Origin of the sequence: Octadecabacter sp. B2R22, from assembly GCF_018861045.1 — a bacterium.
In the GTDB taxonomy this organism is placed as follows: domain Bacteria; phylum Pseudomonadota; class Alphaproteobacteria; order Rhodobacterales; family Rhodobacteraceae; genus Octadecabacter.
This window is the reverse complement of record NZ_JAHKQJ010000007.1, coordinates 1,324,773-1,349,817: the sequence shown is the minus strand read 5'-3', so window position 1 is coordinate 1,349,817 and position 25,045 is coordinate 1,324,773. Positions and strand designations below refer to the sequence as shown.

Genomic DNA, 25,045 nt, shown 5'->3' with positions numbered 1-25,045 from the left:
CGTTTAAGAAAATGACCGTGCGGCCAAGATCATGAACGCCACGCCAAAAGCGATGCATAGAGGCGCGTAGTATGTTTCATCCAAACGGCGAAAGGGTTGTTCTGGCGAATTGCGTTTCCAAAACGGGGCATAAGCAACAGCGGCGCGGACTTGGAACACGAACGCGATGCCCAGAAGCCCCAGTGATTTCAGAGTGCCATCCGCAAACCACGGCCACGCGGCGGCAAACATCAAGGCGACAACAACCAGTGAACAGGCGGCAGCATTTGGCATTTTATCAATGCCTTCGGTGCCAACGACTGTGCGGGCCAATTCGGCCTCGTCTTTGATTGGCCACCAATACCCGAGCGCCCAAAGCAGATGCACTGCCGCAATGACAATCAGCCCTGCCGAGGCAAGCAATGCCAGTGCGGTCATTGCACCGCTTCAATTCTAACCGCTTCATAACGGTCAACGGGATCGCCCTGAATTTGATAACTGTGCAGCAAACCAAGCCCGACGTCAGGCAGGTAATAAAGCCCTTCGTGAACAACATAATCGGTGTTGGTGTAGGTCAGTTTTCCGGGGATCATATCGTAGGTGCAGTCCCCGATGGTAAGCGTGGTCATGGCCCCCCAAGCCTGTGTTTGCGTCTCGGGGTATTCGCTGGTTGGGCTGGTAACCGTCGTCTGATACGACCGAGAACTCGAGGCTTCAGGGACCGGCATTCCAGCGGGCGCAAAGGCATAGGTCATGGTGCGCACAGTATCAGGAATGTCGTTGCCGTTTGTCGTGTCGCTCAGGCCGATCAAATGGGTGCCTTGAGCCAGAAGGTTGCGATAGGTGTATCCGTCGGTCGCGATGCCGTCATTTTGCACGATCCCTTCCTCTATCAGCCTGAAGGTGTTGGTCGTGCCGTCAGATTCAGTGACGCGAATGCCCGTTTCAAGGTCTGCTGCAACGGGGCAGTCTGCGAGTGCGGGGCCGGCAGCCAGAAGGGTGACGATCAGAGAATACTTCATGGGCATGGCCTTTGTAGTGGAACGTTTGCATCAGTTTTGCAGGGCTTGCGACATTTGTCTAATGTCGTGTGTCCCCGCTGCCCACCCGTACCCCTTCCAATAGCTAGACCGCACTTGTTTCCTGCGACTTGTTGCGGATCAATCGGCTGATGAAAGCCGCAATAAACAGCGCAGTCATCACCAAGATCACGGTCGGGCCCGGGTCCGAACCAATCCAGAAGCTAAGGTATACACCCGCCAACAGCGAGGACGTCGAAACCAGCACAGACACCCACAGCATGTGTTTGAACTGTCGCGTCACAAGGAACGCAACCGCCCCCGGTGCGATCAGCAAGCCGATGGCAAGGATCAGGCCAACAGCCTTTAGCGTTGCGACGATTGTCAGCGAAAGGATGACCAGCAACCCGTAGTGCAGCAGGTTCACAGGCAACCCGATAGCGCGGGCTTGGGCGGGGTCAAAGGCATGCAGCAACAGGTCTTTCCAGCCAATCAACAAGGCCGCCGACACCAGTATGCCAATGATACCAGACGTCCAAAGATCGCTCGCGGTGACGCCCAACATGTTGCCAAACAAGATGTGATCCAGATGCACATTGGTTTCGATCTTGGTGTACAAAACCAAACCAAACCCAAACATACCCGAAAAGACCACGCCCATCACAGTGTCCTGTCGCACGCGACTGTTCGCATCAAGGTATCCGGTCAGCAGGGAACATACCATGCCCGCAATGAAGGCCCCGACGATCAACGGTAGCCCGACGATATAAGCGAGAACAACGCCCGGAAGAACGGCGTGGGATACTGCGTCGCCCATCAAAGACCAGCCTTTGAGCACGAGGAAACACGACAGCAACGCTGTCGGTGGTCCGATCAAAAGGGCGATGTAGAACGCACCGTGCATGAAAGGGAATTGGAACGGCAGGAAGAAATCAATCATATCCGTAACGCCTCGGCTGCGCGTCGGCGGTGGGCGATCAAACCGTGTTTAGGCGCAAAGAAGAACGCAGCAAGGAAGATCGCGGTTTGCAGACAGATGATCACGCCGCCCGTAGCACCATTCAAAAAGAAGGACAGGTATGCGCCGAAAAAGCTGGAGAGGGAGCCGATTAGGACAGCAATAATCAAAAGGCGCGGGAAACGGTCGCTGAGAAGATATGCGGTCGCGCCCGGTGTGATGACCATGGCGATCACAAGAAACGCACCCACGGTTTGTAGGGCGGCAACGCAGGCCGCAGACAGCAGAACAAAGAACAAGAACCGCAGACGTTCAGGGCGCAACCCGATGGAGCGCGCGTGGTTTTCGTCAAAAAAGGACACCATCAGGTCTTTCCACTTGGCGATCAGGACCACCAGACAGACCACACCGATCACGGCCAGTTGGATTGTATCGCTGGGCGTGATCGCAAGGATATTGCCAAGGATGATCGTTTGCACATCCACCGCCACAGGGGACACGGACACCATGAACAGCCCCAGCCCGAAAAAGCTGGTGAATATCAGGCCGATTACAGCGTCTTCTTTTAGGCCGGTGCGTTGGTTGAGAAACATCATCGCCGCCGCCGCCAGACCGCCAGACAAGAACGCCCCCAAGGCAAAGGGCAGGCCCAGCATATAGGCCCCAGCGACACCCGGTACGATGGAGTGGGACAAGGCATCACCGATTAAGGACCAGCCTTTAAGCATCAGATAACATGACAGAAACGCGCAAACGGCCCCGACCAACGCCGAGACGAACATCGCATTCAGCATGAAGGTATAGGTGAAGGGTTCCAGCAGCGCCGTCATTCTTTGTCAGCCTGTGTGCGTGTTTGGTCGTCGTAGATAACAAAGGGACGTTCATCGTCGGTGAGGATCGTAACTTTGCGTTCGTCGTCATCGTCATGCAGATCGTCGCCGCCCAGAACAAAGTGGCGCAGCACGCCGCCAAAGGCCGCTTCGAGGTTGTCTTTGGTGAAGACCTCTTCGGTCGGGCCAAAGTTCAAAACAGTTGCTTTGACCAATACGGTTTGATCGCAAAATTCCGGCACCGAGCCGAGGTTGTGGGTGCTGACCAGCATCACACGGCCTTCGTCACGCAGCTCACGCAGCAGTTTAATGATCGCTTCTTCGGTTTGCACATCAACGCCGGTAAAGGGTTCATCCAGTAGAATGACTTGGCCGTTCTGCGCCAAAGCACGGGCGAGGAAGACACGTTTACGTTGCCCGCCTGAAAGTTCGCCAATCTGACGGTCGCGAAAATCTGTCATGCCCACGCGGGCAAGGGCGTCTGTGACGGCTTCGTGGTCGGCGGGTTTGGGGCGGCGCAGCGGACCCATGTGGCCGTAGCGACCCATCATCACCACGTCTTCGACCAACACGGGGAAGGACCAATCGACTTCTTCTGCTTGTGGAACGTAAGCCACGATGCCCGCTTTGATAGCTTGGCGCACAGTTTGTCCAAGCACACCGATTTCACCCGCTGCGGCGGGCAGAAACCCCATGATCGCCTTGAACAACGTCGACTTACCCGCGCCGTTCACCCCTACAAGGGCCGCGATGGTCCCACGGGGGATCGCAAAGCTTGCGTCGCGCAGGGCGGTGACGCCGTTGCGGTAGGTTACCGTTAGGCCATCCGCATAAAGACCCGCATGGTTCTTGCTGGTCTGGTGCGGCGCAGGAGGGGGCAGGTTCATTGGGTCAATCCATCAGCAATTGTTTGTGTCGTGACGCGCAACAGGTCGAGGTAGGTCGGCACGGGGCCACCTTCCAGCGACAGCGAGTCGACATAGAGCACGCCGCCATAAGCCGCGCCAGTTTCGCGCGCCACTTGTTCGGCGGGGTCGGTGTTTACGGTGCTTTCACAGAACACAGCCGGGATGTCATTGGCGATCACTGTGTCGATGACGTTGCGCACCTGTTGTGGGGTGCCGGTCTGATCGGCGTTCATCGGCCACAGGTAGGCTTCCTTGAGGCCGAAATCACGCGCGATATAGCTGAACGCACCTTCGCAAGTGACGAGCCAGCGTTCTTCTTCTGGGATCGCCATGATCTGATCGCGCAGAGGACCGATTGCAGCGGTCAGTTCTTCTTTATAGGCAGCGGCGTTTGCCGCGTAAGTTTCCGCATTTTCAGGGTCATGTTCGCTCATCGCAGCTTCGATGTTGTCGATGTAAATCAGCGCGTTATCCAAGCCCATCCATGCATGCGGGTTTGGCAGGCCTTCATAGGATCCGCTGGAGATCGACAAAGGGGCGATACCGTCAGAAATCGTAGCGGACGGTGTATTCCCGACATTGTCGATGAACTGCTCAAACCAGAGTTCGAGGTTCAATCCATTCCACAAGATCAGATCAGCGCCAGAGGCACGCACCAAATCCTGAGGCGTTGGTTGGTAGCCGTGAATTTCAGCACCCGCCCGCGTAATGGATTCAACGGTTGCAGCGTCACCCGCAACATTGCGGGCCATGTCCGCGATCACGGTAAAGGTCGTGACGACCTTGAACTCGGCTGTTTCGTTTTCTGTGCTGCTGGACGTGACTGTCGTTGAAAAGAACCCCTGCGAGACCACAAGAAATGCGATGAGTACAAGGGCGGCAACGCCGAGCAGGATACGGGTCAGCATGAGAGAGACTCCAAAGAACTGTTACTTGGAGTTATGGACCCGTTTGTTGGGATGTCAATGCAGTTGCGAATTATTCGCAATAAAAGAAATGGGCTTAAAGTTGACCCGCGTTGCGATACCAGCTGCGAATGGCGGCGCGGTCTTCGTTGGACATGTAGGTGATGTTGGCAGGGGGCATGGCGTGGCTGATGCCAGCCTGAACATAGATGGCACGGGCATTGCGCGCGATATCGGCTGGTGTGTCCAACAGAACACCGCGCGGTGCCCAGAGCATGCTGTCCGAATAGCTTGGCTCGCGCGAATGACACATAGAACAGCGGCCCATGACGATATCATGAGCGTCGTCAAACCCGTCGGCTGCGGTGAAGGTTTCTTCATAGGGCGTTAGCGCGCGCGCTTCGGCGTCGTCATAGCTGTCCCACATGTTGGCCGTGGACAGCCAAGCGATGATGATCATCAACAAGGCCGTCGCGACCCATGTCCAGTGCGGTCCAGTTCCCGTCTTGTGCATGGTGTTAAAGTAATGGCGGATTGTGACGCCCGTCAGGAAGATCAGCGAGGCAATGATCCATGAATGGTCCGTCGCAAAGGACAGTGGGTAGTGGTTGGACAACATCAAGAAGATGACGGGCAATGTAAGGTAATTGTTATGGGTGCTGCGCAGTTTTGCGATCTTGCCGTATTTCGCGTCTGGCGTGCGGCCTTCTTGCAGGTCTTTCACCACGATGCGTTGGTTTGGCATGATGATAAAGAACACATTCGCGGTCATGATCGTCGCGGTAAACGCGCCCAGATGCAGCATCGCCGCGCGCCCCGTGAAGACTTGGTTGTAGCCGTAAGACATGATCACAAGGATGACAAACAGCAGCACCATCAGCAGCGTAGGGTTTTCGCCCAGCGCGGATTTACACATGAAATCATAAAGCAGCCAGCCGATGGTGAGAGACAGCGCAGAGATCACGATGCCCTGCCAAAGCGCGATGTCGGCTTTGGCGGCGTCAATCAGGTAAAGCTCTCCGCCGACCCAATATATGATCATTAACAGGGCTGCGCCTGACAGCCACGTCGAGTAGCTTTGCCATTTGTGCCATGTCAGGTGTTCAGGCAATCGGGCAGGGGCGACCATGTATTTGGTTGTGTGATAAAACCCGCCACCGTGGACTTCCCATTCTTCGCCGGACGCTCCATCGGGCATGTCGTCAGCTGGCTTTAGCATCAGGTCGAGCGCGATAAAGTAGAACGACGCCCCGATCCACGCCATTGCCGTAATTACGTGCAGCCAGCGGACCGAGAATGCGAGCCATTCCCATAAAATCACTGCGTCAAACATCTCTCGTCCCCGTTCATTGGTGGTGCTTGTTTCAACACCTATCTTTGGTTGCTTTGTTTTGCTATTCCGAAGTAACGCGTCGCTCTATCAAGAAATGCAAAACAATGTCCTATCTCGATAATATCCGAACCTTCGTCCGCGTCTATGAGTTGGGCAGTATGTCAGCCGCCGGACGGGACCTGCGCATCTCACCTGCAGTCACTTCGTCGCGAATTTCATCACTTGAAGAACATCTCAGCGTTCGATTGTTCCAACGCACGACCCGCAGCCTTACTGCGACGGAACAGGGGCGGGCGTTTTATACGGGCGCGGTTGCGGTGCTGGATGCTGTGGATGTCGCCGAAGGGCAGGTTGCTGGGATCACTGATAATCCGAAGGGCTCGCTTTATGTGGCGGCGCCTCTTGGGGTCGGGCGGCGGTTCTTGGCACCTTTGGTTCCGGAATTTGGGCGCGAATACCCATTGATCGATATTCGGCTGCGTCTTACGGATCGTACGGTTGATCTTACGACCGAAGGGTTGGACATTTCTTTCTTTTTGGGCGAGCCGGCAGACAGCAATTTGCGCATCAAACCTGTCGCAGATTGCGAACGGGTTTTGGTTGCCGCGCCATCCTATATTGAACAGCGCGGACACCCGACAGATGGGCAGGCGCTGATTGTTGAGGGGCATAACTGTTTAAATCTGCGCTACCCCGGCGCGCCCGAGTTCCAATGGCGCCTGCAAACCAAAGATGGCCCGCAGCGGTTCAGGGTGTCTGGGCGGTATGAGTGCGACGACGGTGATGTGCTGACAGAGTGGGCTTTGGCAGGCGAAGGTATCGCGCTCAAACCTGTGTTTGAGGTTGCCGAACACCTGAATTCGGGGGCGTTGGTTCCGGTCGCCGAAAAGACGCCGCCTGTGCCGATCCAAATGGCCTGTCTTTATACGCACCGCCGCAGGCAGGACCCAAAGACACGACTGTTCATGGATTTCATGACGATGCGGGTCGGGGCCGCCATGAAAGCTGCCCAAGCCAGCGTTCAGCTGCCGCGATAGGTGGAATAGCCGTAGGGTGATAGCAGCAGGGGTACATGGTAATGTGCATCTGCGTCGTCCATGCCAAAGCGGATCGGGATTTCACTCAGGAACTTGGTCTCGCCCGTGGCCTGACCTGTCGCCTCGAGGTAATCACCGCAAAAGAAGATCAGCTCATAAGTGCCGGTTTTGAAATCACCGACAGGAAGGATAGGGCTGTCCGTGCGGCCATCATCGTTCGTGACGGTTTCAGCGATCTTGGTGTGGCTATTGCCACTGACACGATAGAGCGCGACCTTGATACCTTCGGCGGGAACGCCGCGTGCGGTGTCTAGGACGTGTGTGGTCAAATATCCGGACATTTTGGTCTCCTTATTTGTGCATCCTATGCGCGGACTGCGTGGTCACAAGGCAAATGCAGCGATGTGGCGGGTCTTCTTGTGAAACAGTCTTTCAAGAATTGTCTGTAAATGCGAAGTCATTTTTTGATTTAGGATGCAACTGAGGGATAAGGGGCACCATGACAAACACCACAGGATACCCACGTGATTTGACGGGTTACGGACCAAAGGCACCAACGGCAAACTGGCCGAACGGGGCCCGCATTGCTGTGCAAATTGTCCTTAATTATGAAGAGGGTGGCGAGAACAACATCCTGCATGGGGATCCCGCCTCAGAGGCGTTCTTGTCGGAGATTGTGGGCGCTGCGGCATGGCCAGATCAGCGCCACGCGAACATGGAATCAATTTACGAATACGGTGCGCGGGCGGGTTTCTGGCGGTTGCACCGTATCCTGAACCACCTACCGGTTACTGTTTACGGGGTCGCGACAGCCCTTGCACGTGCGCCTGAACAACTCAAAGCGATGCAAGAAGCAGGGTGGGAAATTGCGTCCCATGGTCTGAAATGGATCGAACACAAAGACATGCCCGAAGACGAAGAACGTGCGCAGATCGCCGAAGCGGTGCGTTTGCACACCGAAGTCACGGGGTCCGCACCGCGTGGGTGGTATACGGGGCGATCAAGCGAAAACACGATCCGTCTGGCCGCGGAAACGGGGAAGTTCAAATATGTCGCGGATGCTTATGCGGATGATCTTCCTTATTGGTCAGAATTCGGGGACCGTGACCAATTGATCGTGCCCTATACGCTGGATTGCAACGACATGCGGTTCGCCACACCCCAAGGGTTCAACTCCGGCACGCAGTTCTTTGAGTATCTCAAGGCAACCTTTGATGTGCTTTATGCCGAAGGCGCGGACGGTCAGGCCAAGATGATGTCGTTGGGCCTGCATTGCCGCCTTGTTGGCCGTCCCGGACGTGCGCAAGCGTTGCAGCAGTTTATTGGATACGCAAACAGCCATGATGGCGTTTGGTTCGCCACGCGCGAAGAGATCGCCGATCACTGGGCCGCGACGCACCCGCATAAACGCTGGGATCGCCCATCGCAGATGGACCACGGTGAATTCGTCACAGCCTTTGGCGGGATTTTTGAGCACTCAGCTTGGATTGCGGATCGTGCTTTTGGGCTAGATCTGGGTCCGACCCATGACACGGCTGCGGGCGTGCATTCGGCACTGTGCCGGATGTTTCGCAGCGCGACCCGTGATGAACGGCTTAGCGTGTTGGTCGCACACCCCGACCTTGCCGGAAAACTTGCGGCGGCGGGGCGTTTGACTGCCGAAAGCACGGCGGAACAGGCTGGCGCTGGGCTGGACGCTCTCACGGATGAAGAACGCGAGACATTCCAAGCGTTGAACGCGCAATACGTCGCCAAACACGGGTTCCCGTTTATCATTGCCGTGCGCGATCACACCAAAGACAGCATTGCAGCCGCATTCCACGCGCGGATCGAACATGACACCGAGACTGAGTTCGAAATGGCGTGCCGTCAGGTGGAACGCATTGCCGAGCTTCGCCTCGCGGATCATTTCGCATGACTTTAATTTCGCCCCAACCTCTTACGGAGGATGCCTTTGCCCCGTTCGGAGATGTGCTGGACTGCACGGGCGAGCCTGACAAGATGATCAATCAAGGGATGTGCGGACGCTATCATGACCGCGCGGGACTGGACTTTGGTGACGGAACCGCAGGCATCAGCCTGTTCAATGCACAGCCCCGCAGCTTTCCTTACACATTGGATATGATGGAACGTCATCCGCTGGGCAGCCAAGCGTTCATTCCGATGACGCAGCACCCGTTTCTGGTGATCGTCGCCAAAGATCTGGACGGTGCGCCGGATCAACCGCAAGCGTTCCTTACCACCCCAGGACAAGGTGTAAACTATCATCGCAACGTCTGGCACGGGGTCTTAACGCCGCTGCATGCACCGGGGCTGTTTGCTGTCGTTGACCGCATCGGGGCGGGCGACAACCTTCAAGAATACTGGTTCGACGATCCCTGTATCGTCGCGCCGTAAAAAAGCCCGCAAAGACGGGTGTCACAATAAAAATGAATATAAAGGGACAAAGACAATGACGACGACAGACTATTCAAACCCGAACACCACGCCGCCTTTGGCGCAAGCGGTGCCACTCGGGCTTCAACACGTATTGGCGATGTTCGCCTCTAATGTAACGCCATCTATTATTGTTGCCGGGGCCGCAGGTTTGGCCTTTGGTGGACCAGAACAGATCTACTTGATCCAGATGGCCATGCTGTTCGCGGGTATCGCAACATTGTTCCAAACGGTCGGTATCGGTCCAATTGGTGCGCGATTGCCCATCATGCAGGGCACCAGTTTTGCCTTTGTTGGTGTCCTCGCAGGGGTCGCGGCGACAATGGGTCTAAGCGTTGCTTTGACGGCGTGTATCATCGGTGGCGTAGTCCACTTTTGCCTTGGTGCCGTGATCAAGAACCTGCGTTGGTTGTTCCCACCGCTTGTCACGGGCCTCGTGATTTTGGCAATCGGTCTTTACCTCATCCCCGTTGCGATCAAATACGCGGCTGGCGGTGCGGCGGATTTCCAGATGGCGGCTGAAAGCTTTGGCTCTCTCAAACACTGGTCTGTTGCTTTGACTGTGATCGTTGTGTCCTTGCTGGTGAAGTTCTTCACCAAAGGCACATTGTCTGCGTCCGGTATCCTGATCGGCCTGCTGGCGGGTTACGCCTTGGCATTCGCACTTGGCATGGTGAACTTTGCACCTGTTGGTGGCGCGGCTTGGTTCACATCTATTGCGCCACTGCCATATGGGTTTGAATTCAACCTCGGTGCTGTGATTGCAGTCACACTGGTCTCTATCGTGTCTGCGATCGAAACCGTTGGCGATGCGTCCGCAACAGCAAAAGCAGGCGCTGGGCGTGATGCAACGGACGAAGAAATCGCTGGTGCGACATATGCGGATGGCCTGGGCACAGCGATTGCTGGTGTTTTTGGCGGCCTGCCAAACACGTCCTTTAGCCAAAACGTCGGGATCGTCGGCATGACGGGTATCATGTCCCGTCATGTGGTGACGATTGCCGGTATTATCATGATCATCTGTGGTCTGGTCCCGAAAATCGGTGCTGTTATCGCATCCATGCCTTTGCCTGTTCTGGGCGGCGGTGTGATCGTGATGTTCGGCATGGTGGCGTCTGCCGGCTTGAACATGTTGACGGAGGTCAAAATGAACCGCCGCAACATGATCATCATTGCGGTGTCACTTGCCTTTGGTCTGGGTCTGAACCTTGTTCCAACAGCGGTTCAGTACCTGCCTGCCACGCTCAAAGTGTTGGCAACGTCGGCGGTTGCGCCAACTGCGGTTATGGCCGTGATCCTGAACTTGGTCCTGCCACAAGAAGACTAAGTCGCGATTGCGCTAAGACAATAGACAGGCCCCCGCAGCGATGCGGGGGCCTTTTCTGTTGGAGCGTGCCTAATTCGACATCGGTGAACATCTGCGCAAATAGGTTGATGCGTTCGCTTGGGCGGTCGCGGACAGCTGATTGCTCTAAAGCCCGGGGTGACGGTTCACGTCTTTATACAGTAAATATCGGAACGGACCGGGGCCGCCCGTATAGCAGGCCTGCGGGCAGAAGGCGCGTAGCCACATGAAATCGCCAGCCTCAACTTCGACCCAGTCGTTGTTGAGATTATAGACAGCCTTGCCCTGCAACACATAAAGCCCGTGTTCCATGACGTGGGTTTCCAAGAACGGGATCACGCCACCGGGTTGAAAGGTGACAATCGTAACGGCCATGTCATGGCGCATATCTGACGGGTCCACGAACCGCGACGTCCCCCATGCCTCGTTGGTGTCTGGCATGTAGTTGGGTTCGACGTCGGCGTCATTGGTCACAAGAGCAGGGGGGGCGTCGATACCATCCACCCATTCATAGGCCTTGCGAATCCAATGGAACCGGCAGGCCGTGTCGGTGTCGTTCTTGAACGACCACTGCGCCGTGACGGGGATATAGGCGTAGCTACCCTCGCTGAGGGTATGGCTGGTGCCATCAATCGTAAGCGTCGCGCCACCTTCGACAACAAACAAGACTGCCTGCGCCTCGTTGTCTGTGTCGGGGGTGTCGGAGCCACCGCCTGGTGCAACTTCGACGATATACTGGCTGAATGTTTCGGCAAAACCGGACAGGGGGCGTGCCAAAATCCAAGCGCGCGTTTTGTCCCAGAACGGCAGGTTGCTGGTCACGATGTCGCGCATCGTGCCTTTTGGGATGACTGCGTAACTTTCAGTAAACGTCGCGCGGTCGGTCAATAGCTGTGTCTGCGGCGGGTGGCCGCCGCTTGGTGCATAATATGTGGGTTTTGTCATATCTCTAAGATAAGGCCCCATTGGCTGCGGCCAAGGCCCAAACACACCACAACACTCGTTTGAAAAGATTGATAATACGCGGGCGCGGCGTAGCGTTGGATTAGACCCAAAGCACCGCGAGCAAAATCAGGCTTTGCCCACCCCAATAAAGAGCCCAGAGCAGCATCGCTGCGCCGCGCCGCTGAACGCCATGGAAAACAAACAATTCAAACCCGAGAATCGCGTCAGATGCGATAAAGAAAAGCGCACCGATGATTGCCAGACCCAACGGCCACGACACAGGCAGGCCGAGGGCTGACAGGCCCATCAGGATGATAACCCCCGAATAGACCAGCACGGGGCCGCGCAAGGCGCCAAGATGGGGCAGGAGACGCCAGACGATTGTTGCTGCGCTCGCAACCAAGGCCGCACTCGCAAGAAGCCGCCAAGGTTCAGCAAAAAGCGGTGCGATCCCGCCGCCCAACTGCCAAAGCAATACAACATAGGCCAAATGACCGATCAAAAATGCGATAAGGCCGAGTAGGAAGTTACGCTCACCATGACGAGACAAGAACAGATCGCCAAGCGTTCCAAACGCGAGCGCAAGGGTCAGTGCAATCGGGGCCTGTGACAAAAGGCTTATGACGGCCAACGCCCCGACGGCAGGAATTTTGACGCCACTGCGCACCGCACCCACAGGTACATGAACGAAATGCGCCCCATAGGTGAGCGCAGACAAAAGCGAAACAACGCCCAAGATCAGCAAGATATGCATGGGGGATACTTATCTAATTTTCCGGAAAACACCAATGGCAGTCCCTAGGGGAGTCCGTGTCTCCTTTAGTTTCAATGGCTTAATTTGTCCAACCCGTCAAAAGACCCTCGTTGATATCGTTACAGAATTTGAAGGCATGTCCAACCGGCTTTGCCGGGCAATGCTGACGTGCGTGTACGCAACAAAATCTGAATTCCAGCAAATCTGAACTGAGCAACCCTCCTTACGCCGTCCGGGTCCAATCGAATGCGTAAGGGGGGCTGAAATCGCAACCGGCGGATGCAGTCCGCTTGGTTCAGATCATCTGGAACAATAGCTGAATGCAGTTCGCCGTTCAATGAAAGAACGGTCATGAACCTCAACCAAAATAAAGAAAACCAAAGCGTTTCACGAAACGCATCTGCGCATCCGCGTTCGTTTTCATCAAAATTAAGTACTGACCTCTCGTCTGGGTGCCTTGACCAAAAGGAACAATTGCACCGGAATAAAGAAGTACTTGAAAAAAATGAAGAAAATGCATGTGACGATCAGTATCGCGCACGCAGTATGAATCGAAAGCTTGCGTATGAGCTTGGTGCAAGAAGCATCAGTAGGTGTGGTCTTGGAAAAGTATGTCGCACCATCGCGCCACCAAAAAATGGCCCAAGCTCTTCGCATATCCGTGTCTGGGAAGCGAAAGAAATCCAGGTGACAGGTCGGACCTTCGACGGAGAAGTCGTAACATCCAACACCTCTTTGAAATGCAAGAGCCCATCTTTGTGCCCAGTCTGCGCCCCACAGAGAGCTGCGGAACGAGCGGAGGTGCTTCAACCCCAACTTCGAAAGTTCCTACATCCGGTTTCGTATTTCGAAGAGCGAGCTGAAGCTAAACGAGAAAAGGGGCACTTGTACCGCGCTGATCCCGGTGAGGGCTTTGATCCAGTAGAAAGTCATGACATTTTTTTGGTGACAGTAACTTCGCATCACCAGCGTGATGATGACTGTAAGGTTTTACTAGATCTGCAGTCCTTAGCCTGGAGAAAAGCAACAGATAGATTGAAGAAACGCCATAATCGCCAGGGCAAGCGTCCGGTCTCTTATGTTGCAGGTTTGGATGCTACAGATTCCCTGCAGAATGGATTTCACAATCACACGCATGCTGTTCTGATGGTGCCGACAACGCATGAAGACACGCGTGGCGTCGCCGAAGATTTTGTCCGGGCATGGATGCGTGCGTGCGCTGATGTGGGGTTGCGATGCGATCGTACTGGCCAAGACGTTAAGTTGGTCGCAGCTGCACCTAAGCGGGGTGTTGGGCCAGAACAAATGGACTCTCTAGCGAGGTCTGTACGCTATGCGGTTACACCCTCCCTCATTTCGGAAGTCGTCGGTTCAGGGCAAAAAGTGCGGACCAAGAGCTCCGCAAGCATCACGCCAATGACACACCTATTTTTGGCAGCTGAACCGAATGTGTCGGCCCGGGATAGGTATATCCACGGAGCGAGGTGGCAAATCTACATGAGCGCAATGATGGGCCGAAAAGTAGTTAAAGTTACGAGAGGCATCGTGCTTAAGCCCGTTCGGGGCATTGTTCCGCCGGTTGAACGATTGTTTAATCTTCCGGATAGCTTTGCGAACATCATTGATAAGCGAAAGGCATGGGGCGTTCTGGATCTCGCGGTCAAGAGCGCGTACGCGCCGGGGTCACTGTTTGTCGACCAAGAACTCATAATTCAAACGTTGCAGCAAAACGGTATTTCACTGCCACGGCGAGATATTCTTCGGAGTATTAAGATGAGGCTTCGACGGCTGCCGTTTGATATGCCTTTGGATTATGTTCCCGCAAATCCAATCGAGGCTGCGCCTCGGGGGCTTGAGCTGATTGATTTAACTAGAGAGCGTGTCGCAAACTGGTCCGAGTATGCATTGCAATACGGAAGCGGCTGGGATCGCATGGACGTGCGAGAGTGGGTGGATGCGCAAAATGAGCGGCTAGATGAGCAGGAACGAAGACTTCGTATTCATGCTGACGATGCTGAATTTGAGGAAGACGAGTGTGTGGTTGAGCCTTGGTAGTCAAAAGCTATCTTGGGCTACCGGGATGGGGGGTAAGTTCGTCGCAAATGATTGATGGAGATGTACGCATGCAAACGCTTGATGAAATGATGGAAGAACAACGGAATTTCATCGGGCCAAAACTGCCACCACAGCCGCCGAAGATGCAACCGAATCTGACACCAGAACTTGAATCAGCTATGCAGGCTTACGCTGAAGAACTCATCAGAGATCACAAAGAACGGACTCGATTGCTTGACGAGGCGCGCGATCGTGATGCAAGGGTGCAGGGTGATGACTGACGTGAGAAAACACTTTCTGCGCAAAGCGCGAATATCAAGCTTCCGCTGTATGTAAGCGGGAGTGTAGCTCAGGTGGTAAGAGCGGGCACCTTATAAGTGTCGTCAGCGCGGGTTCAAATCCCGCCATTCCTACCAATTTCATTTCATAATCTCAGGTGCCACATGGCAATCTTTTCCCAGTCACGCGCAGACTTGTACGAATGCGCGCTAAAACGTCCACGCGACGACCTCGCCAACCTGGATAATAGCCGCAAATTTTAGCCGGGCGAAAGATACGTTGGTTGCTTTGGGCAAACGAAACTACTTTAATTCGACGTGCTGAAACTGAGGTAAAAAGCGGTGAAACTTTTTAAACGAGTCCCATTGTCGTGACATCTGTGCGGCGCGCGCGATTTCATATCCTAACTCACCTGTCAAACCTGCAGCATCACGATCGAGCAGGCGATCCAAGTAGGACTTTTCTCGAGCTGTGAGTTCGGGAACTTCTAGGTTCTCGATGTCGTTCCAATCAGTGGCCAAATAACAAAAACCATTCGGGGCTGCGGGTTCACCTTGTGCGTTTTGAATGAGAATTGTCACTGTAAACATCGGCGAACTATCTGCATAGTAGGTCTGCAGCATTGGGCGATAAGAAATTTGTCCACTTGGGTGCAATTCGGTAGCTCGATCACAAAGATGCTGAATACAGGCAGACAAATACTTAGACATGTCATTTTGCGACGTTAATGTGAAATTCTCTGGATGGAAGTTTCCGAATTCTCGTCCCAGGAGAGCATTCATTGCTGGAAAATGATGATCCTGGATTTCCTTAGACAATTCAGCTTTTAATTTTTCTGAAGGGAGGGATGCATCCAGCGCGACCCGCGCGATATCTCCAGGTGAAAGTGCCTGTAGAAGGGCTTGAAAATCGGCGAGCTGAGATCCGCGTTCCCTGGCTCCAGTGAAGTCAAACCAAACAATAAACTGATCAATATCTAGGTCGTGACCTATGTCATTAAGTTTTGCTGGTAGCTCAGCGGCAGTATGAGTTTTACATTGTGTGTTCTGTGTGGGAGCGTTGAACTGTTGTCGAAGTACAATGTTGCTTTCCAAGTCAAACGAGTAAAGCTTCGATATCCCGTTGCGCCTATACATAGCAATGTGATCGGTCATCTGCGGCCCACCCATCGAAATGTATGCACACCTCTCAATTTGAGTATTTGAAACTGTACAGCCAACCAAATCGACGAAGAGCTCCCTGTCGACATGTTTGTTCGGTCGGGTCGTATAATTGCTTGGCATCAGTCTATAACTCCAAGCTTTCGGGCCAAGTCAGTCCAAACTTGTTCACCGACTACTCCGGGCTTTTCGCTGGTGCTGAGACCAAGCAGCTCTGCTACACGTTCGATCTCTGCCTTATCTCTGCTGAAAGCTATTCGGCCTATCGGGGCTGTGCGCTTAATCTCTGGAAGGGTGGGAACAACCTTTCTTGCCTTACCGTTTGAATGTCGAACTGCTCTAGCAGAAGAGCTAAGTGATTGGGTTACTTGCGCGATGGAGAGTTTAGGGGCTGATTGAATTGGCGTATCGGTCGCGCTCTCGCGGCCTTTGGTTCGGTTCGTGTAATCTGTATGTGTCTTTATTCCCTCCATAGCAGCGTTAAGTCCAACGACGTAGGCACGGTCATCTAAATCTAAAGCCCCCTTGGTTGTGGATACGGGAAGCGTTCTAGCATCGTCGGACTCGAAGATTATTATGCCGGTGATTGATCGAAACTGTGGGTGGTATCTTGGAACATTCCCCATCCCCCAGCCAGTCACTGATGAGGTGTCTGCATATGTGATCACACGGTCATTGCAAACGACGGTAATCCCAGCCTTAAGGTCTCCTGCTTCTAAACCGTCATTTGAGGATATGGCTTCTTCCCGTTCATCTTCTTTGGTCAACTTCCGGAACAATCCAACAATGACTTTGACGTTGACCTTTTCTGCAACCGCTTCGTAGTAAAAAGGTGAAATCACTGCATCATCGAGTTTAAATTCTACTGGCAATGCCGGTATTTCTTTGTCGTTAACAAAGATCTTAAAACCTTTTGCAATTACATATGCGTAGTATCTCGAGATCTTTCTCGTGAGGTCGTCAAAGAAGCTTTGGGACGCGAACGTTCTCGAGATATTTGGCCAGAGCTTATTTGCGGAAATAGTGACGCCGAGCTCGCCGCCATCCGGTGGCGTTTCTTCCAGGTCTAGCGTCCAGTCAGGGTTTTCAGGGTTCATCCACGTTTCATCATAGTTAACACGGGTCGTGATCGTGTCGCTCTTCGAAACAACGGTTGAGTCAGCGCTAATCTTGAAAATTGATCGCTTCATTCCGATGCCGTACATACCAATCGTCGGCTTGTCGTTGTCAATATTTGGGTCATCTCTACCTAGCTTCAGGGCTGCGTCGATCCTATCAGCGGGTATGCCACCACAGTTATCCGTGATCTGAAATTCAGTTTCGGAAAAGCTGAGTTTGCAATGCAGACCTTTATAGGGCTCGCCGCGACGAAGTCGGATGTCATCAATCCGCTGACGAATTGCTCCATCAAGGCTGTTGTCGATTAGGTCTAGGACCGCATATTCTAGGCTGATATCACGCGGTAACATCTCGACGAAAAATCTTTTTGATGGCCCTGCTTCGATTGTTCTTATTGTCATTGGCCCGCCCTTAAATGTCGGAGAGTGAAATTCATGTTCTTCCTAGGTGTCGTCTGATGTTTTCCGATCGACACTTCTGACTATATATTCTAAGGAGTAACTATGGTAACTGTAATCGATCTCTTTGCTGGCTGTGGCGGCCTCTCACTTGGTGCTGCCCGAGCCGGCTTGTCGCCAAATTTGGCTGTCGAACTGGATGATCATGCTGCTGCCGCTCACTCAAAGAATTTCCCACACTGTAAAACTGCCAAGCTTGACCTGTCAAAAGTTGATTCCGCAGCGATCAACTCGCTCTATAGCGGTAGGCCAGACCTTGTGATTGGCGGACCGCCATGTCAAGGTTTTAGCTACATAGGTAAACGAAATCAAAGTGATCCAAGAAATGACCTTCTTGATCGGTTTTTCCAAATTGTATCTGATCTGAAGCCTCGAGCTTTCATGATGGAAAATGTTCCTGGGCTGCTCAGCAAGTCTAGTTTTCAGCTACTCGAACGAGCTCTGCAACGGGTGCCAAGCAGTTATGTTGTTCTGACGCCTTCTGTTTTGGATGCAGCAGATTTCGGAGCGGCGACGCGTAGAAAACGTGTTCTGGTGATCGGCTACGATCCGACTGATGTTGATCCAATTTCATTTGGAATGATCAATAAAAACCGACGTGCCCCTGCGACAGTGAGCCAAGCATTGGAGGGTTTACCAGAGCCGGGAACTACAGATGTCGCCGAAGTTGGGCTGGTTGATAGTCCATATGTGAGGTTCATCAATCGCAGGTCTGTAGATTTGGGTGACGCTTGCAAACTTAACGCACACTCTGATTGTCGTGTAAGCGGCTTTGAGGCGACGAAGCATTCGCCAGAAGTAGAGAGTCGGTTCTCAGCCACTCCACAAGGTAAAACGGAGAAGGTAAGCCGGTTTTTTCGATTAAACCCCAACGAACCTGCTCGGACGTTACGTGCTGGAACAGGTGTTGATAAAGGTTCTTTTCAATCCGCTCGCCCGATCCATCATGTGTCCCCACGTGTGGTCTCGGTGCGTGAAGCAGCAAGGATTCAGGGGTTTCCTGATTGGTTCGACTTCCACCCCACTAAATGGCACTCGCATCGGATGATTGGAAATAGTGTGAATCCTTTGTTTGCTGAGGCGATCCTGACTTCGATTGCACGCTCACTTGGGGTTCCTGGATGAGAGCGCGAGCGACTTGATCAGCAAAACATAAATGCGGAAAGGCGGATCACTTAGGCGCTGACGTCAGACAATGTATAGCAAACGTCTACTTTCACTGACATCCCCACTTACCCTTCTGCGGCCGCTTCTTTGGGCACGGGTCCGGGTGTCCCGGTCGAACGGCGGTAATAGGGCGCAGCGCTAGCGAGCACTGTTACGACGGATCGAAAGCACATTGCTGAGAGCGCGGTTTCAGCAATGTGCAAAAGTTTTGGATGGCCTTTTTGATAAATGATCATCTCCTCTAAATCTGCAGGGTTGATGGTGCTGCCGATCTCTTCGGAGCAGTTTGGGCTGCATATGACGATCCCGCGAAGGGCTTGTTATAAGCTGGGCTCATCATCCGGCTCGACTGCGTCCAGATCATCAGCAGCGTCGATGAGGATTTTCATGGCCTCAAGTACTCTTGGAACCCCCGCAATTGATACACCAAGCTTATCGGCCACCACATCGAAGATGCGCTGAATTCCATCTTTCACCTTGTCGATTGTCTTTTTGAATTTGGCACGGTCTGCATTCAGCCTTTTGCGATCCTCATTCAATTTCTGGCGATCTCTCGCGATGATTGCGCGATCTTCCTCAATTTCCTTGCGAGCAGCCTCGTTCTCATCTTCGGCATCATCGAGAGTATCAGACTGAGTGCGTAAAGCGCGGGCTTCCAATTCCAGTGCCTTTGTCTCAGTCTGGTTCTTTTCAATGACATCAGCGGTGGCTCTTGCCGCGATCTTCTCAGCTTGCCACCTCGCACGCGTTTTACGGGTTCTTTTAGGGCCATCACGGGTCAAGGCACATGGAGCGCCGACAGCTTCATAGAAGTCATCCTGCCAACCGCTCATAGCCGCCTGATAGCCTTTGTTGGCAACCTTGTTGATCGCTTCGCCTGTCAGGCCCTCGGATTTGGCTTTCTTGGCAGCATCAGCTTTGGCGACTTCCCCAGGGTGGAGCGCATTTGCAAATGCTCCTGGGTCATCGTCTGGAAGAATGTATGCGTGCAGGTGGGGGTATTCCTCGTCGGTGTGTTCGATAACGGTTTTGAGTTTGTCCCCGAAAAGATTTTTCAAATGATTGGTGTTGAGTTTCTTCCATTTCTCATACAACCGGCGTGTCTCACCGGTCCCATCTTTGTCGAGGTCAGCAATGCGGACTGGGAAGGAAGAGATCACTGTCATCAACGTATTCCGGTCTTTTCTGATCGCTCGATAACGTACTTTGCCCTTTATCTTTACTTCGACCTTTCGCTGGTCGAGCATCTCATCATGCAGGGTTTTCAGCGTTGGAAGGTCAACACCATAAATTATGGTGGGTGGCTTTGGATCGTCGATGTGAGTGGAAAATTTGGCTTCACGAATGGCTTCAGCCAGCACTTGTTCGATGCTGTTACCCTGACGGTTAGGCTTGATGCTGAATGCCTGCATATGTGCGAACTGTGGTCCCATAGACCATTAGATACGCGCAAGCTGTGAAAGTGCGAAATGCTACTTCATAACTTTCAGAAATCTGGAAATCATTACTCTATAGTGGACTGACTATAGAGTTGCGATTTGACCCAATGGGGCCACAAATCGGTTTTGCGAGCAAAACTAAACAACTCATCGTTCGGCCATTCCATGGAGGCCCCGTCTGGGGAGCCTGTCTGGCGATCACTCACGTGAAGTGTTGGGCGTCGTTCACACTCCCCAAACCCCTGTGCCCTGGCGGGGCCTTCGCTCCGCCTTTATCTATTACAATCTGAAGCTGTCTGGGACCATCGATGGCGTACACATCACTTCAATCAAGCGCAGAGCGATTGCACGATTTTGCCGATCGAGCGTACGCAGGTCTGACGTCTCGAATGTTCCGGCCTTATTCTCTACGCATGCAACGATACTCGCGCAGATACCGGACACACCCGTGTTTTGCCCCGCCAAATCGCGCATCTTTTGCATGTCATGCTCGAACGTTAGCATTAATTCATCTTGGCGTTTTTCGTTTGCCATTTCTTCGGCATCAATGTCGTACATTTGTTGTCACTTTCTGTTGTTGTACTGATTCAATATGAGGCCGTTTTTGTAAATCAATACCGCCACAGCATTTTTCCGCGCTTATCGACAATAGAACAGTGATCTGAAAAACTCGTGACCGTGGTTTTCTTGAGCACTCACGGCCCTTAGCGGACATTCGCCGTAGGTTCGGTTATTGCGGCGCGGCTTCTCTAAAGCGGACATTGACAGGCTCTTGCAGCATTTTACGCACATGGATGGCCGCAAAGCGGGACGAAGTGACCGTTTTCTGCTCCGGCCTTAACGTCTGCTTACTCGTGTTTTAAGCTTTAGCCGTGACGGTGGTGGATATGGATATCTAAAGATGAAGTTTGCAGTTTTAGCTGATATACACGGAAACTCATTTGCCCTCGAGGCAGTGCTTCAGGACATGGATGCTCTTGGGGTTACAGATGCTGTGAATCTTGGAGATTTCTTTAGTGGGCCCATCGACGCTGCAAAGACTGCGTCTATTCTAATGGAGCGTGATTTTGCATCGGTTCGAGGTAATCATGACAGATACCTCATCGAACAAGACCCAACTAATATGGGGCCTTCGGACCGAGTGGCCCTAGATCAATTGTCGGAACAACACCTGCAATGGATAGCTGATCTTCCAACAACGCGGACTGTCTTTGACGACGTCTTCTTGTGCCATGCAACCCCAAGAAGCGACTCGACCTATTGGCTTGAACGAGTGGAAAATAATGGAGTTGTACGTCCAGCAAGCTTGGCGGAAGTGAAGGCGGAGGCAGATGGCGTGGACGCGAGCCTCATCCTGTGCGCGCACACTCACATTCCGCGATGCGTTCGTTTGCCGGATGGTCGTGTTATCGTGAACCCCGGCAGTGTTGGATGTCCGGCGTACGACGATGACATGCCCGTCTACCATTATATGCAGACGGGCACACCGAACGCTTCTTATGCGTTGCTAGAAAGGCACCATGGTGAATGGAACGTCACTTTCCGTTCTGTTCTCTACGATGCCAAGCAAGCCAGTGATTGCGCTCTCTTAAACGAACGGCGCGATTGGGCACGAGCTTTGCAAACTGGTTGGTTTGAAGAGTAATCTTCTCAATGCACCAAATATTGGCCACACGCTTGGAGAACCTAAGTATTCAAGACGTAAGCCGACATTGGTGCCATACGCAGCATCGGGTACTCTGGGCTCTCCTGACACCTTCGCCGCGTGATCCACTAACGGCTGGTTCAGGATCAAGTGCCTTTCGCTGCACCGCGCATGAACAGTTAAAGTGCGGACGAAGCCGCCGTTAGCGCCTCTTCAAGCCATCAACTAAAACCGAGAGTTCGCTGACTGATAGTTCATTGATTAGGTGGGTTTCGGCACCTAACGCACTTGCGAATGCAATAAGAACGCAATGCGTCAATTCTAACGGTGGAGGAGTATTGCTATCGTCGACCAGTAATACCAGTCGACGCCCGTCTCGGAGGAATGTCAGGTTCTCGACGCGGCACATACCATCGGTGAAACGCTTCTCACTCATCACCTCGAGTTGTTGAGGCGAGATAAACACTCCTTCGGGAGGAACAAACCGACCGTTCTCAACTATTTCTGGCCCCATATAGAAAATGACGCCCTCGGCAACACTTAGACCAGCAGAGGCTTGATCATCCCTCAATGGAATGGGACCAGCTAGAAATCTGTCATAAAGTTCCTCTACGAGAGCGATACGACTTTCATCAACGAAACCTACAATTTCAATCTCAACCGACGCGTGGTTTTCTGAGCGAGCTTCTCCAGCTATGAGAATTGACACAGCCAAGGCGCAGGTCGACAATGTAAGCGGCAAACTAAAAGACTTCATAGGGAAACAGTGATGCGTATTGTCACATACGTCAATGGCCGGTGTGGGCTCACAGCCGACTGTCGCTGCGGTGGAAAGTGCCACGTGTTGCCGAACGTCTGCTTTCTCACACGGTGAGCTAATACTTCGCAACTGCGGCGAACGTCCGGTTTCCGCCCTCCCTGTATTCACCTTACCGCCTGCGGCTCGGACATCCTGGTTGCCAGCCTCACGGAGCGAGCACAGATGAACGCGTCCTGATCGCTGACCCTTGGCTCCAAATTGTGAACCAGCAAGAATGATTTAGAATCTAATGGGGTTGCACCTCCTCCCATTTGCTTTTATATCAAATGGAGAAAAGGAGCGAACATGGCGAATCCAGGTGATCTTGTGAAGTGCATGGCTAACGTCTTGGGCGAGACGGATGTCTTTGTCCGGGCTTTCGACCGTTCGCTTTCTGAAGCGGGGCTTCGGAAAAAGGTCGGAAGAGGCAGCTCTGCCGCCATGATGGACTCTCACGATGCTGCAAATCTGCTGATCGCTATTGCAAGCGGTGGACCTGCAAAAAGTGCTGCTGAATCCTTTAAGAAATACAGTGTCCTCACAAGTCGTGTTCAACGCAACTCAGTACGTCACGGCCGGTCTATGGTAACGGTATTTGACTATCGTGAACCAGCTACCGCAGCCGGGATGGGACTGCCGGCAATCAACAACTTGAGTCTTGATCATTCATTGGTCGATATGATTGATGCACTGATTTTTTCTGCTCAATCTGGCGCGCTGGAGAAAGCTGTAGGCGACCGACGACCTGATAGTTCAATCAACGGGCTTCGGAGTGAAGGGACATGGGAATTGTCGGTCAGGTTGACCGGACCGGAGCCTTCTGCCGAAGTTAGCATTGGTTGCGACGATTTGTTGGAAACAATCATATACGGAACTTCTGAAAAATTTGATCCACCCGGTGATCTCCGGAGGGAATTTACTATCACACACCAAACTATCGTAGGTTTGGGGCAGATTTTGCGGACATGACGATGACAAAGAATTTACAACAGCTAAGAGCAATCCCAGCCGCGCTTCGGCGTGCTGATGCAGCCGTATATTGCGGCGTCAGCGCGACTTATTTCGTTAAGATGGTGGAGAACGGTGTTTTTCCTCAACCGCGTGTGTTGGGGGAGGGTGTCAAGGTATGGCTTCGAAACGACTTGGACGACGCATTGTTTTGCTTACCAGAGGCGGATGAGGTTCAAGCCTATAACCCATGCGATCGGTTGATCGCATGAGAAAGCGTAAGAACCCGTTCCCCGGCGTGACGCGAGTCACAGATAGGCACGGCAAAGTACGATGGCGTTACCGCCGGAAAACACACTCGTGCTACTTACATGGAGACTACGGATCCGTTGAATTTCGCAAGGCATATGAAAATGCTGTTGCGGGCATTGCCAACGAAAAGAAATTGAGAGCTGAGCCTGGCACCATGAATTGGCTGTGCGAGCAGTACTTGATGTCAATTAAATATGGCAACTTAGCTGACTCGTCGAAGAAGGTTCTGAGAGGAGAGCTGGACTGGTTGATGAAAGCAGTTGGTGGTCTGCCTTTCAAATCATTTGAAAAGCGCCATATCGAAGCAGTCATGAAGCGAAAGGAGGGGCCTGCGGCGGCCAACAAGGTCAAAAAGAACTGCAGTCGTCTTTTCAACTTCGCAATTGATGAAGGGTTTGGGCTCGAAATCAACCCTGCCCGCCGTGCCGTAAAGCGTAAAGAAAACAGTCTCGGTTTTTATACCTGGTCTGATGAGGACATTGCTGTTTTTCGTAGAAAACACTCAAGCGGGACCAAACCACGACTCGCGTTGGAGTTGGCGCTGAATACCGGTGCCGCTCGACAGGACTTGGTCCGATTGGGTTGGGGGAACGTCAAGAATAGCACAATCAGCTATGCGCGTGGAAAAACGACCGTAGCAACCACGTTGCCGATCCTTCCAGATTTGCAGAAGGAGCTAGACCTAGTCTCGCGAGATCAGTTCCTGTTTCTGACGCATTCCGGCGGACGTGCTTACAAAGCTGAAAGTTATGGCAACTGGTTTAAAGCTCGGACAGTTGAAGCGGGCTTAAATATTCCGAGTGCAAACTCCCATGGCCTCCGTAAAGCCGGCGCGACCAGGCTCGCTGAGCACGGGGCTACGGAATGGGAAATCGCATCTTACCTGGCTCATTCGGATACGAGTCAGGCTGCAGAATACGTTGTTACGGCGAACCGAGCTAAGATGGCCGCGAGCGGAATGGCGAAGCTATCAAGTACTGAAAATTAACAAGCAATGTCCAACCTTACTAGGTGGTTGGACACCCAGAAAAGAAAGATAAGGAAACTCAATATGTTGAAAGCACCAATGGCAGTCCCTAGGGGAATCGAACCCCTCTTTCCAGGTTGAAAACCTGGCGTCCTAACCGATAGACGAAGGGACCGCTCGTTGGTGAGGGCGTATTTAGGGAAACCTCTTCAGACACGCAAGTAGTTTCTTTGCATTAAATTGCAGAA

At 53.0% G+C, this 25,045-nt stretch carries 25 protein-coding genes and 2 tRNA genes; 11 read left to right on the top strand and 16 right to left on the bottom strand.

Features of this window, described 5'->3' with window-relative positions:
* Positions 1 to 3: 3 nt before the first annotated feature.
* From KO486_RS12160 to KO486_RS12130, 7 genes are all read right to left on the bottom strand, one after another.
* Positions 4 to 417: a DUF3995 domain-containing protein gene (locus KO486_RS12160; protein WP_216037487.1), complete on the bottom strand. Its 414-nt coding sequence runs from the start codon at positions 415 to 417 to the stop codon at positions 4 to 6.
* Positions 414 to 1,001 (bottom strand): hypothetical protein, encoded by a 588-nt coding sequence (locus KO486_RS12155; RefSeq protein WP_216037486.1) that lies wholly within the window; start codon positions 999 to 1,001, stop codon positions 414 to 416. The genes KO486_RS12160 and KO486_RS12155 overlap by 4 nt, the downstream gene beginning before the upstream one ends.
* Before the next feature lie 103 nt (positions 1,002 to 1,104).
* Positions 1,105 to 1,938, bottom strand: a complete 834-nt coding sequence (locus tag KO486_RS12150) for a metal ABC transporter permease (protein ID WP_216037485.1) — start codon at positions 1,936 to 1,938, stop codon at positions 1,105 to 1,107.
* Entirely contained in the window at positions 1,935 to 2,786 is an 852-nt protein-coding gene (locus tag KO486_RS12145) for a metal ABC transporter permease (RefSeq protein WP_216037484.1), read from the bottom strand. Before KO486_RS12145 ends, KO486_RS12150 begins: the two co-directional genes overlap by 4 nt.
* On the bottom strand, positions 2,783 to 3,673 hold the full coding sequence (locus tag KO486_RS12140) for a manganese/iron ABC transporter ATP-binding protein (protein ID WP_216037483.1): 891 nt from the start codon (positions 3,671 to 3,673) through the stop codon (positions 2,783 to 2,785). The genes KO486_RS12145 and KO486_RS12140 overlap by 4 nt, the downstream gene beginning before the upstream one ends.
* On the bottom strand, positions 3,670 to 4,602 hold the full coding sequence (locus KO486_RS12135) for a metal ABC transporter substrate-binding protein (protein ID WP_216037482.1): 933 nt from the start codon (positions 4,600 to 4,602) through the stop codon (positions 3,670 to 3,672). The genes KO486_RS12140 and KO486_RS12135 overlap by 4 nt, the downstream gene beginning before the upstream one ends.
* A gap of 94 nt (positions 4,603 to 4,696) precedes the next feature.
* A complete protein-coding gene (locus tag KO486_RS12130; RefSeq protein ID WP_216037481.1) occupies positions 4,697 to 5,932 on the bottom strand; it encodes a urate hydroxylase PuuD in 1,236 nt (411 codons plus the stop codon).
* 104 nt (positions 5,933 to 6,036) lie between these two features.
* Between KO486_RS12130 and KO486_RS12125 the strand changes: the two genes are divergently transcribed.
* Complete coding sequence (locus KO486_RS12125; protein ID WP_216037480.1) at positions 6,037 to 6,969, top strand: LysR family transcriptional regulator; 933 nt, start codon at positions 6,037 to 6,039, stop codon at positions 6,967 to 6,969.
* On the opposite strand, the gene uraH is transcribed toward KO486_RS12125, so the two are convergent.
* Positions 6,954 to 7,310, bottom strand: a complete 357-nt coding sequence (uraH, locus tag KO486_RS12120; RefSeq protein ID WP_216037479.1) for a hydroxyisourate hydrolase — start codon at positions 7,308 to 7,310, stop codon at positions 6,954 to 6,956. The two genes, KO486_RS12125 and uraH, sit on opposite strands and share 16 nt — an antisense overlap.
* A 158-nt stretch (positions 7,311 to 7,468) precedes the next feature.
* Between uraH and puuE the strand changes: the two genes are divergently transcribed.
* Genes puuE through KO486_RS12105 form a run of 3 tightly spaced genes read left to right on the top strand, consistent with a single transcriptional unit; the run spans position 7,469 to position 10,732 of the window.
* Positions 7,469 to 8,887, top strand: a complete 1,419-nt coding sequence (gene puuE / locus KO486_RS12115; protein ID WP_216037478.1) for an allantoinase PuuE — start codon at positions 7,469 to 7,471, stop codon at positions 8,885 to 8,887.
* Entirely contained in the window at positions 8,884 to 9,366 is a 483-nt protein-coding gene (locus tag KO486_RS12110; protein ID WP_216037477.1) for an ureidoglycolate lyase, read from the top strand. The genes puuE and KO486_RS12110 overlap by 4 nt, the downstream gene beginning before the upstream one ends.
* Before the next feature lie 55 nt (positions 9,367 to 9,421).
* A complete protein-coding gene (locus KO486_RS12105; protein WP_216037476.1) occupies positions 9,422 to 10,732 on the top strand; it encodes a nucleobase:cation symporter-2 family protein in 1,311 nt (436 codons plus the stop codon).
* 144 nt (positions 10,733 to 10,876) lie between these two features.
* On the opposite strand, the gene KO486_RS12100 is transcribed toward KO486_RS12105, so the two are convergent.
* Positions 10,877 to 11,695, bottom strand: coding sequence for a bifunctional allantoicase/(S)-ureidoglycine aminohydrolase (locus KO486_RS12100; RefSeq protein ID WP_216037475.1), 819 nt, complete (start codon positions 11,693 to 11,695; stop codon positions 10,877 to 10,879).
* A gap of 100 nt (positions 11,696 to 11,795) precedes the next feature.
* The gene (locus tag KO486_RS12095; protein WP_216037474.1) at positions 11,796 to 12,449 is read right to left on the bottom strand and encodes a lysoplasmalogenase; all 654 of its coding nucleotides are present in this window, start codon (positions 12,447 to 12,449) and stop codon (positions 11,796 to 11,798) included.
* A 351-nt stretch (positions 12,450 to 12,800) separates the two neighbouring features.
* Between KO486_RS12095 and KO486_RS12090 the strand changes: the two genes are divergently transcribed.
* From KO486_RS12090 to KO486_RS12080, 3 genes are all read left to right on the top strand, one after another.
* Positions 12,801 to 14,504 carry a protein rep gene (locus tag KO486_RS12090; protein ID WP_216037473.1) on the top strand — a complete coding sequence of 568 codons (1,704 nt, stop codon included), beginning with the start codon at positions 12,801 to 12,803 and terminating at the stop codon, positions 14,502 to 14,504.
* A 47-nt stretch (positions 14,505 to 14,551) separates the two neighbouring features.
* Positions 14,552 to 14,785 carry a hypothetical protein gene (locus KO486_RS12085; protein WP_216037472.1) on the top strand — a complete coding sequence of 78 codons (234 nt, stop codon included), beginning with the start codon at positions 14,552 to 14,554 and terminating at the stop codon, positions 14,783 to 14,785.
* 57 nt (positions 14,786 to 14,842) lie between these two features.
* Positions 14,843 to 14,920, top strand: a tRNA-Ile gene (locus KO486_RS12080).
* A 165-nt stretch (positions 14,921 to 15,085) separates the two neighbouring features.
* On the opposite strand, the gene KO486_RS12075 is transcribed toward KO486_RS12080, so the two are convergent.
* Both KO486_RS12075 and KO486_RS12070 read right to left on the bottom strand, forming a co-directional pair.
* Positions 15,086 to 16,066 carry an O-methyltransferase gene (locus KO486_RS12075; RefSeq protein WP_354667495.1) on the bottom strand — a complete coding sequence of 327 codons (981 nt, stop codon included), beginning with the start codon at positions 16,064 to 16,066 and terminating at the stop codon, positions 15,086 to 15,088.
* Positions 16,066 to 17,463 (bottom strand): ATP-binding protein, encoded by a 1,398-nt coding sequence (locus KO486_RS12070; RefSeq protein WP_216037470.1) that lies wholly within the window; start codon positions 17,461 to 17,463, stop codon positions 16,066 to 16,068. The genes KO486_RS12075 and KO486_RS12070 overlap by 1 nt, the downstream gene beginning before the upstream one ends.
* A 102-nt stretch (positions 17,464 to 17,565) precedes the next feature.
* Between KO486_RS12070 and KO486_RS12065 the strand changes: the two genes are divergently transcribed.
* Positions 17,566 to 18,645 (top strand): DNA cytosine methyltransferase, encoded by a 1,080-nt coding sequence (locus KO486_RS12065; RefSeq protein ID WP_216037469.1) that lies wholly within the window; start codon positions 17,566 to 17,568, stop codon positions 18,643 to 18,645.
* A 362-nt stretch (positions 18,646 to 19,007) separates the two neighbouring features.
* Here KO486_RS12065 and KO486_RS12060 read toward each other — a convergent pair whose 3' ends face one another.
* Together KO486_RS12060 and KO486_RS12055 are read right to left on the bottom strand one after the other, a co-directional pair.
* Positions 19,008 to 20,120, bottom strand: a complete 1,113-nt coding sequence (locus tag KO486_RS12060; RefSeq protein WP_216037468.1) for a plasmid recombination protein — start codon at positions 20,118 to 20,120, stop codon at positions 19,008 to 19,010.
* Between the two features lie 285 nt (positions 20,121 to 20,405).
* Positions 20,406 to 20,684, bottom strand: a complete 279-nt coding sequence (locus KO486_RS12055; protein WP_216037467.1) for a hypothetical protein — start codon at positions 20,682 to 20,684, stop codon at positions 20,406 to 20,408.
* 343 nt (positions 20,685 to 21,027) lie between these two features.
* Here KO486_RS12055 and KO486_RS12050 point away from each other — a divergent pair, with 343 nt between their 5' ends.
* The gene (locus KO486_RS12050) at positions 21,028 to 21,771 is read left to right on the top strand and encodes a metallophosphoesterase family protein (protein WP_216037466.1); all 744 of its coding nucleotides are present in this window, start codon (positions 21,028 to 21,030) and stop codon (positions 21,769 to 21,771) included.
* Between the two features lie 202 nt (positions 21,772 to 21,973).
* On the opposite strand, the gene KO486_RS12045 is transcribed toward KO486_RS12050, so the two are convergent.
* Positions 21,974 to 22,528, bottom strand: a complete 555-nt coding sequence (locus tag KO486_RS12045) for a hypothetical protein (protein WP_216037465.1) — start codon at positions 22,526 to 22,528, stop codon at positions 21,974 to 21,976.
* 348 nt (positions 22,529 to 22,876) lie between these two features.
* Between KO486_RS12045 and KO486_RS12040 the strand changes: the two genes are divergently transcribed.
* Positions 22,877 to 23,539 carry a hypothetical protein gene (locus KO486_RS12040; RefSeq protein ID WP_216037464.1) on the top strand — a complete coding sequence of 221 codons (663 nt, stop codon included), beginning with the start codon at positions 22,877 to 22,879 and terminating at the stop codon, positions 23,537 to 23,539.
* 247 nt (positions 23,540 to 23,786) lie between these two features.
* Positions 23,787 to 24,818, top strand: coding sequence for a tyrosine-type recombinase/integrase (locus KO486_RS12035; protein ID WP_216037463.1), 1,032 nt, complete (start codon positions 23,787 to 23,789; stop codon positions 24,816 to 24,818).
* A 79-nt stretch (positions 24,819 to 24,897) separates the two neighbouring features.
* Here the strand turns inward: KO486_RS12035 and KO486_RS12030 are convergent.
* A tRNA-Glu gene (locus KO486_RS12030) sits at positions 24,898 to 24,972 on the bottom strand.
* Positions 24,973 to 25,045: the final 73 nt, after the last annotated feature.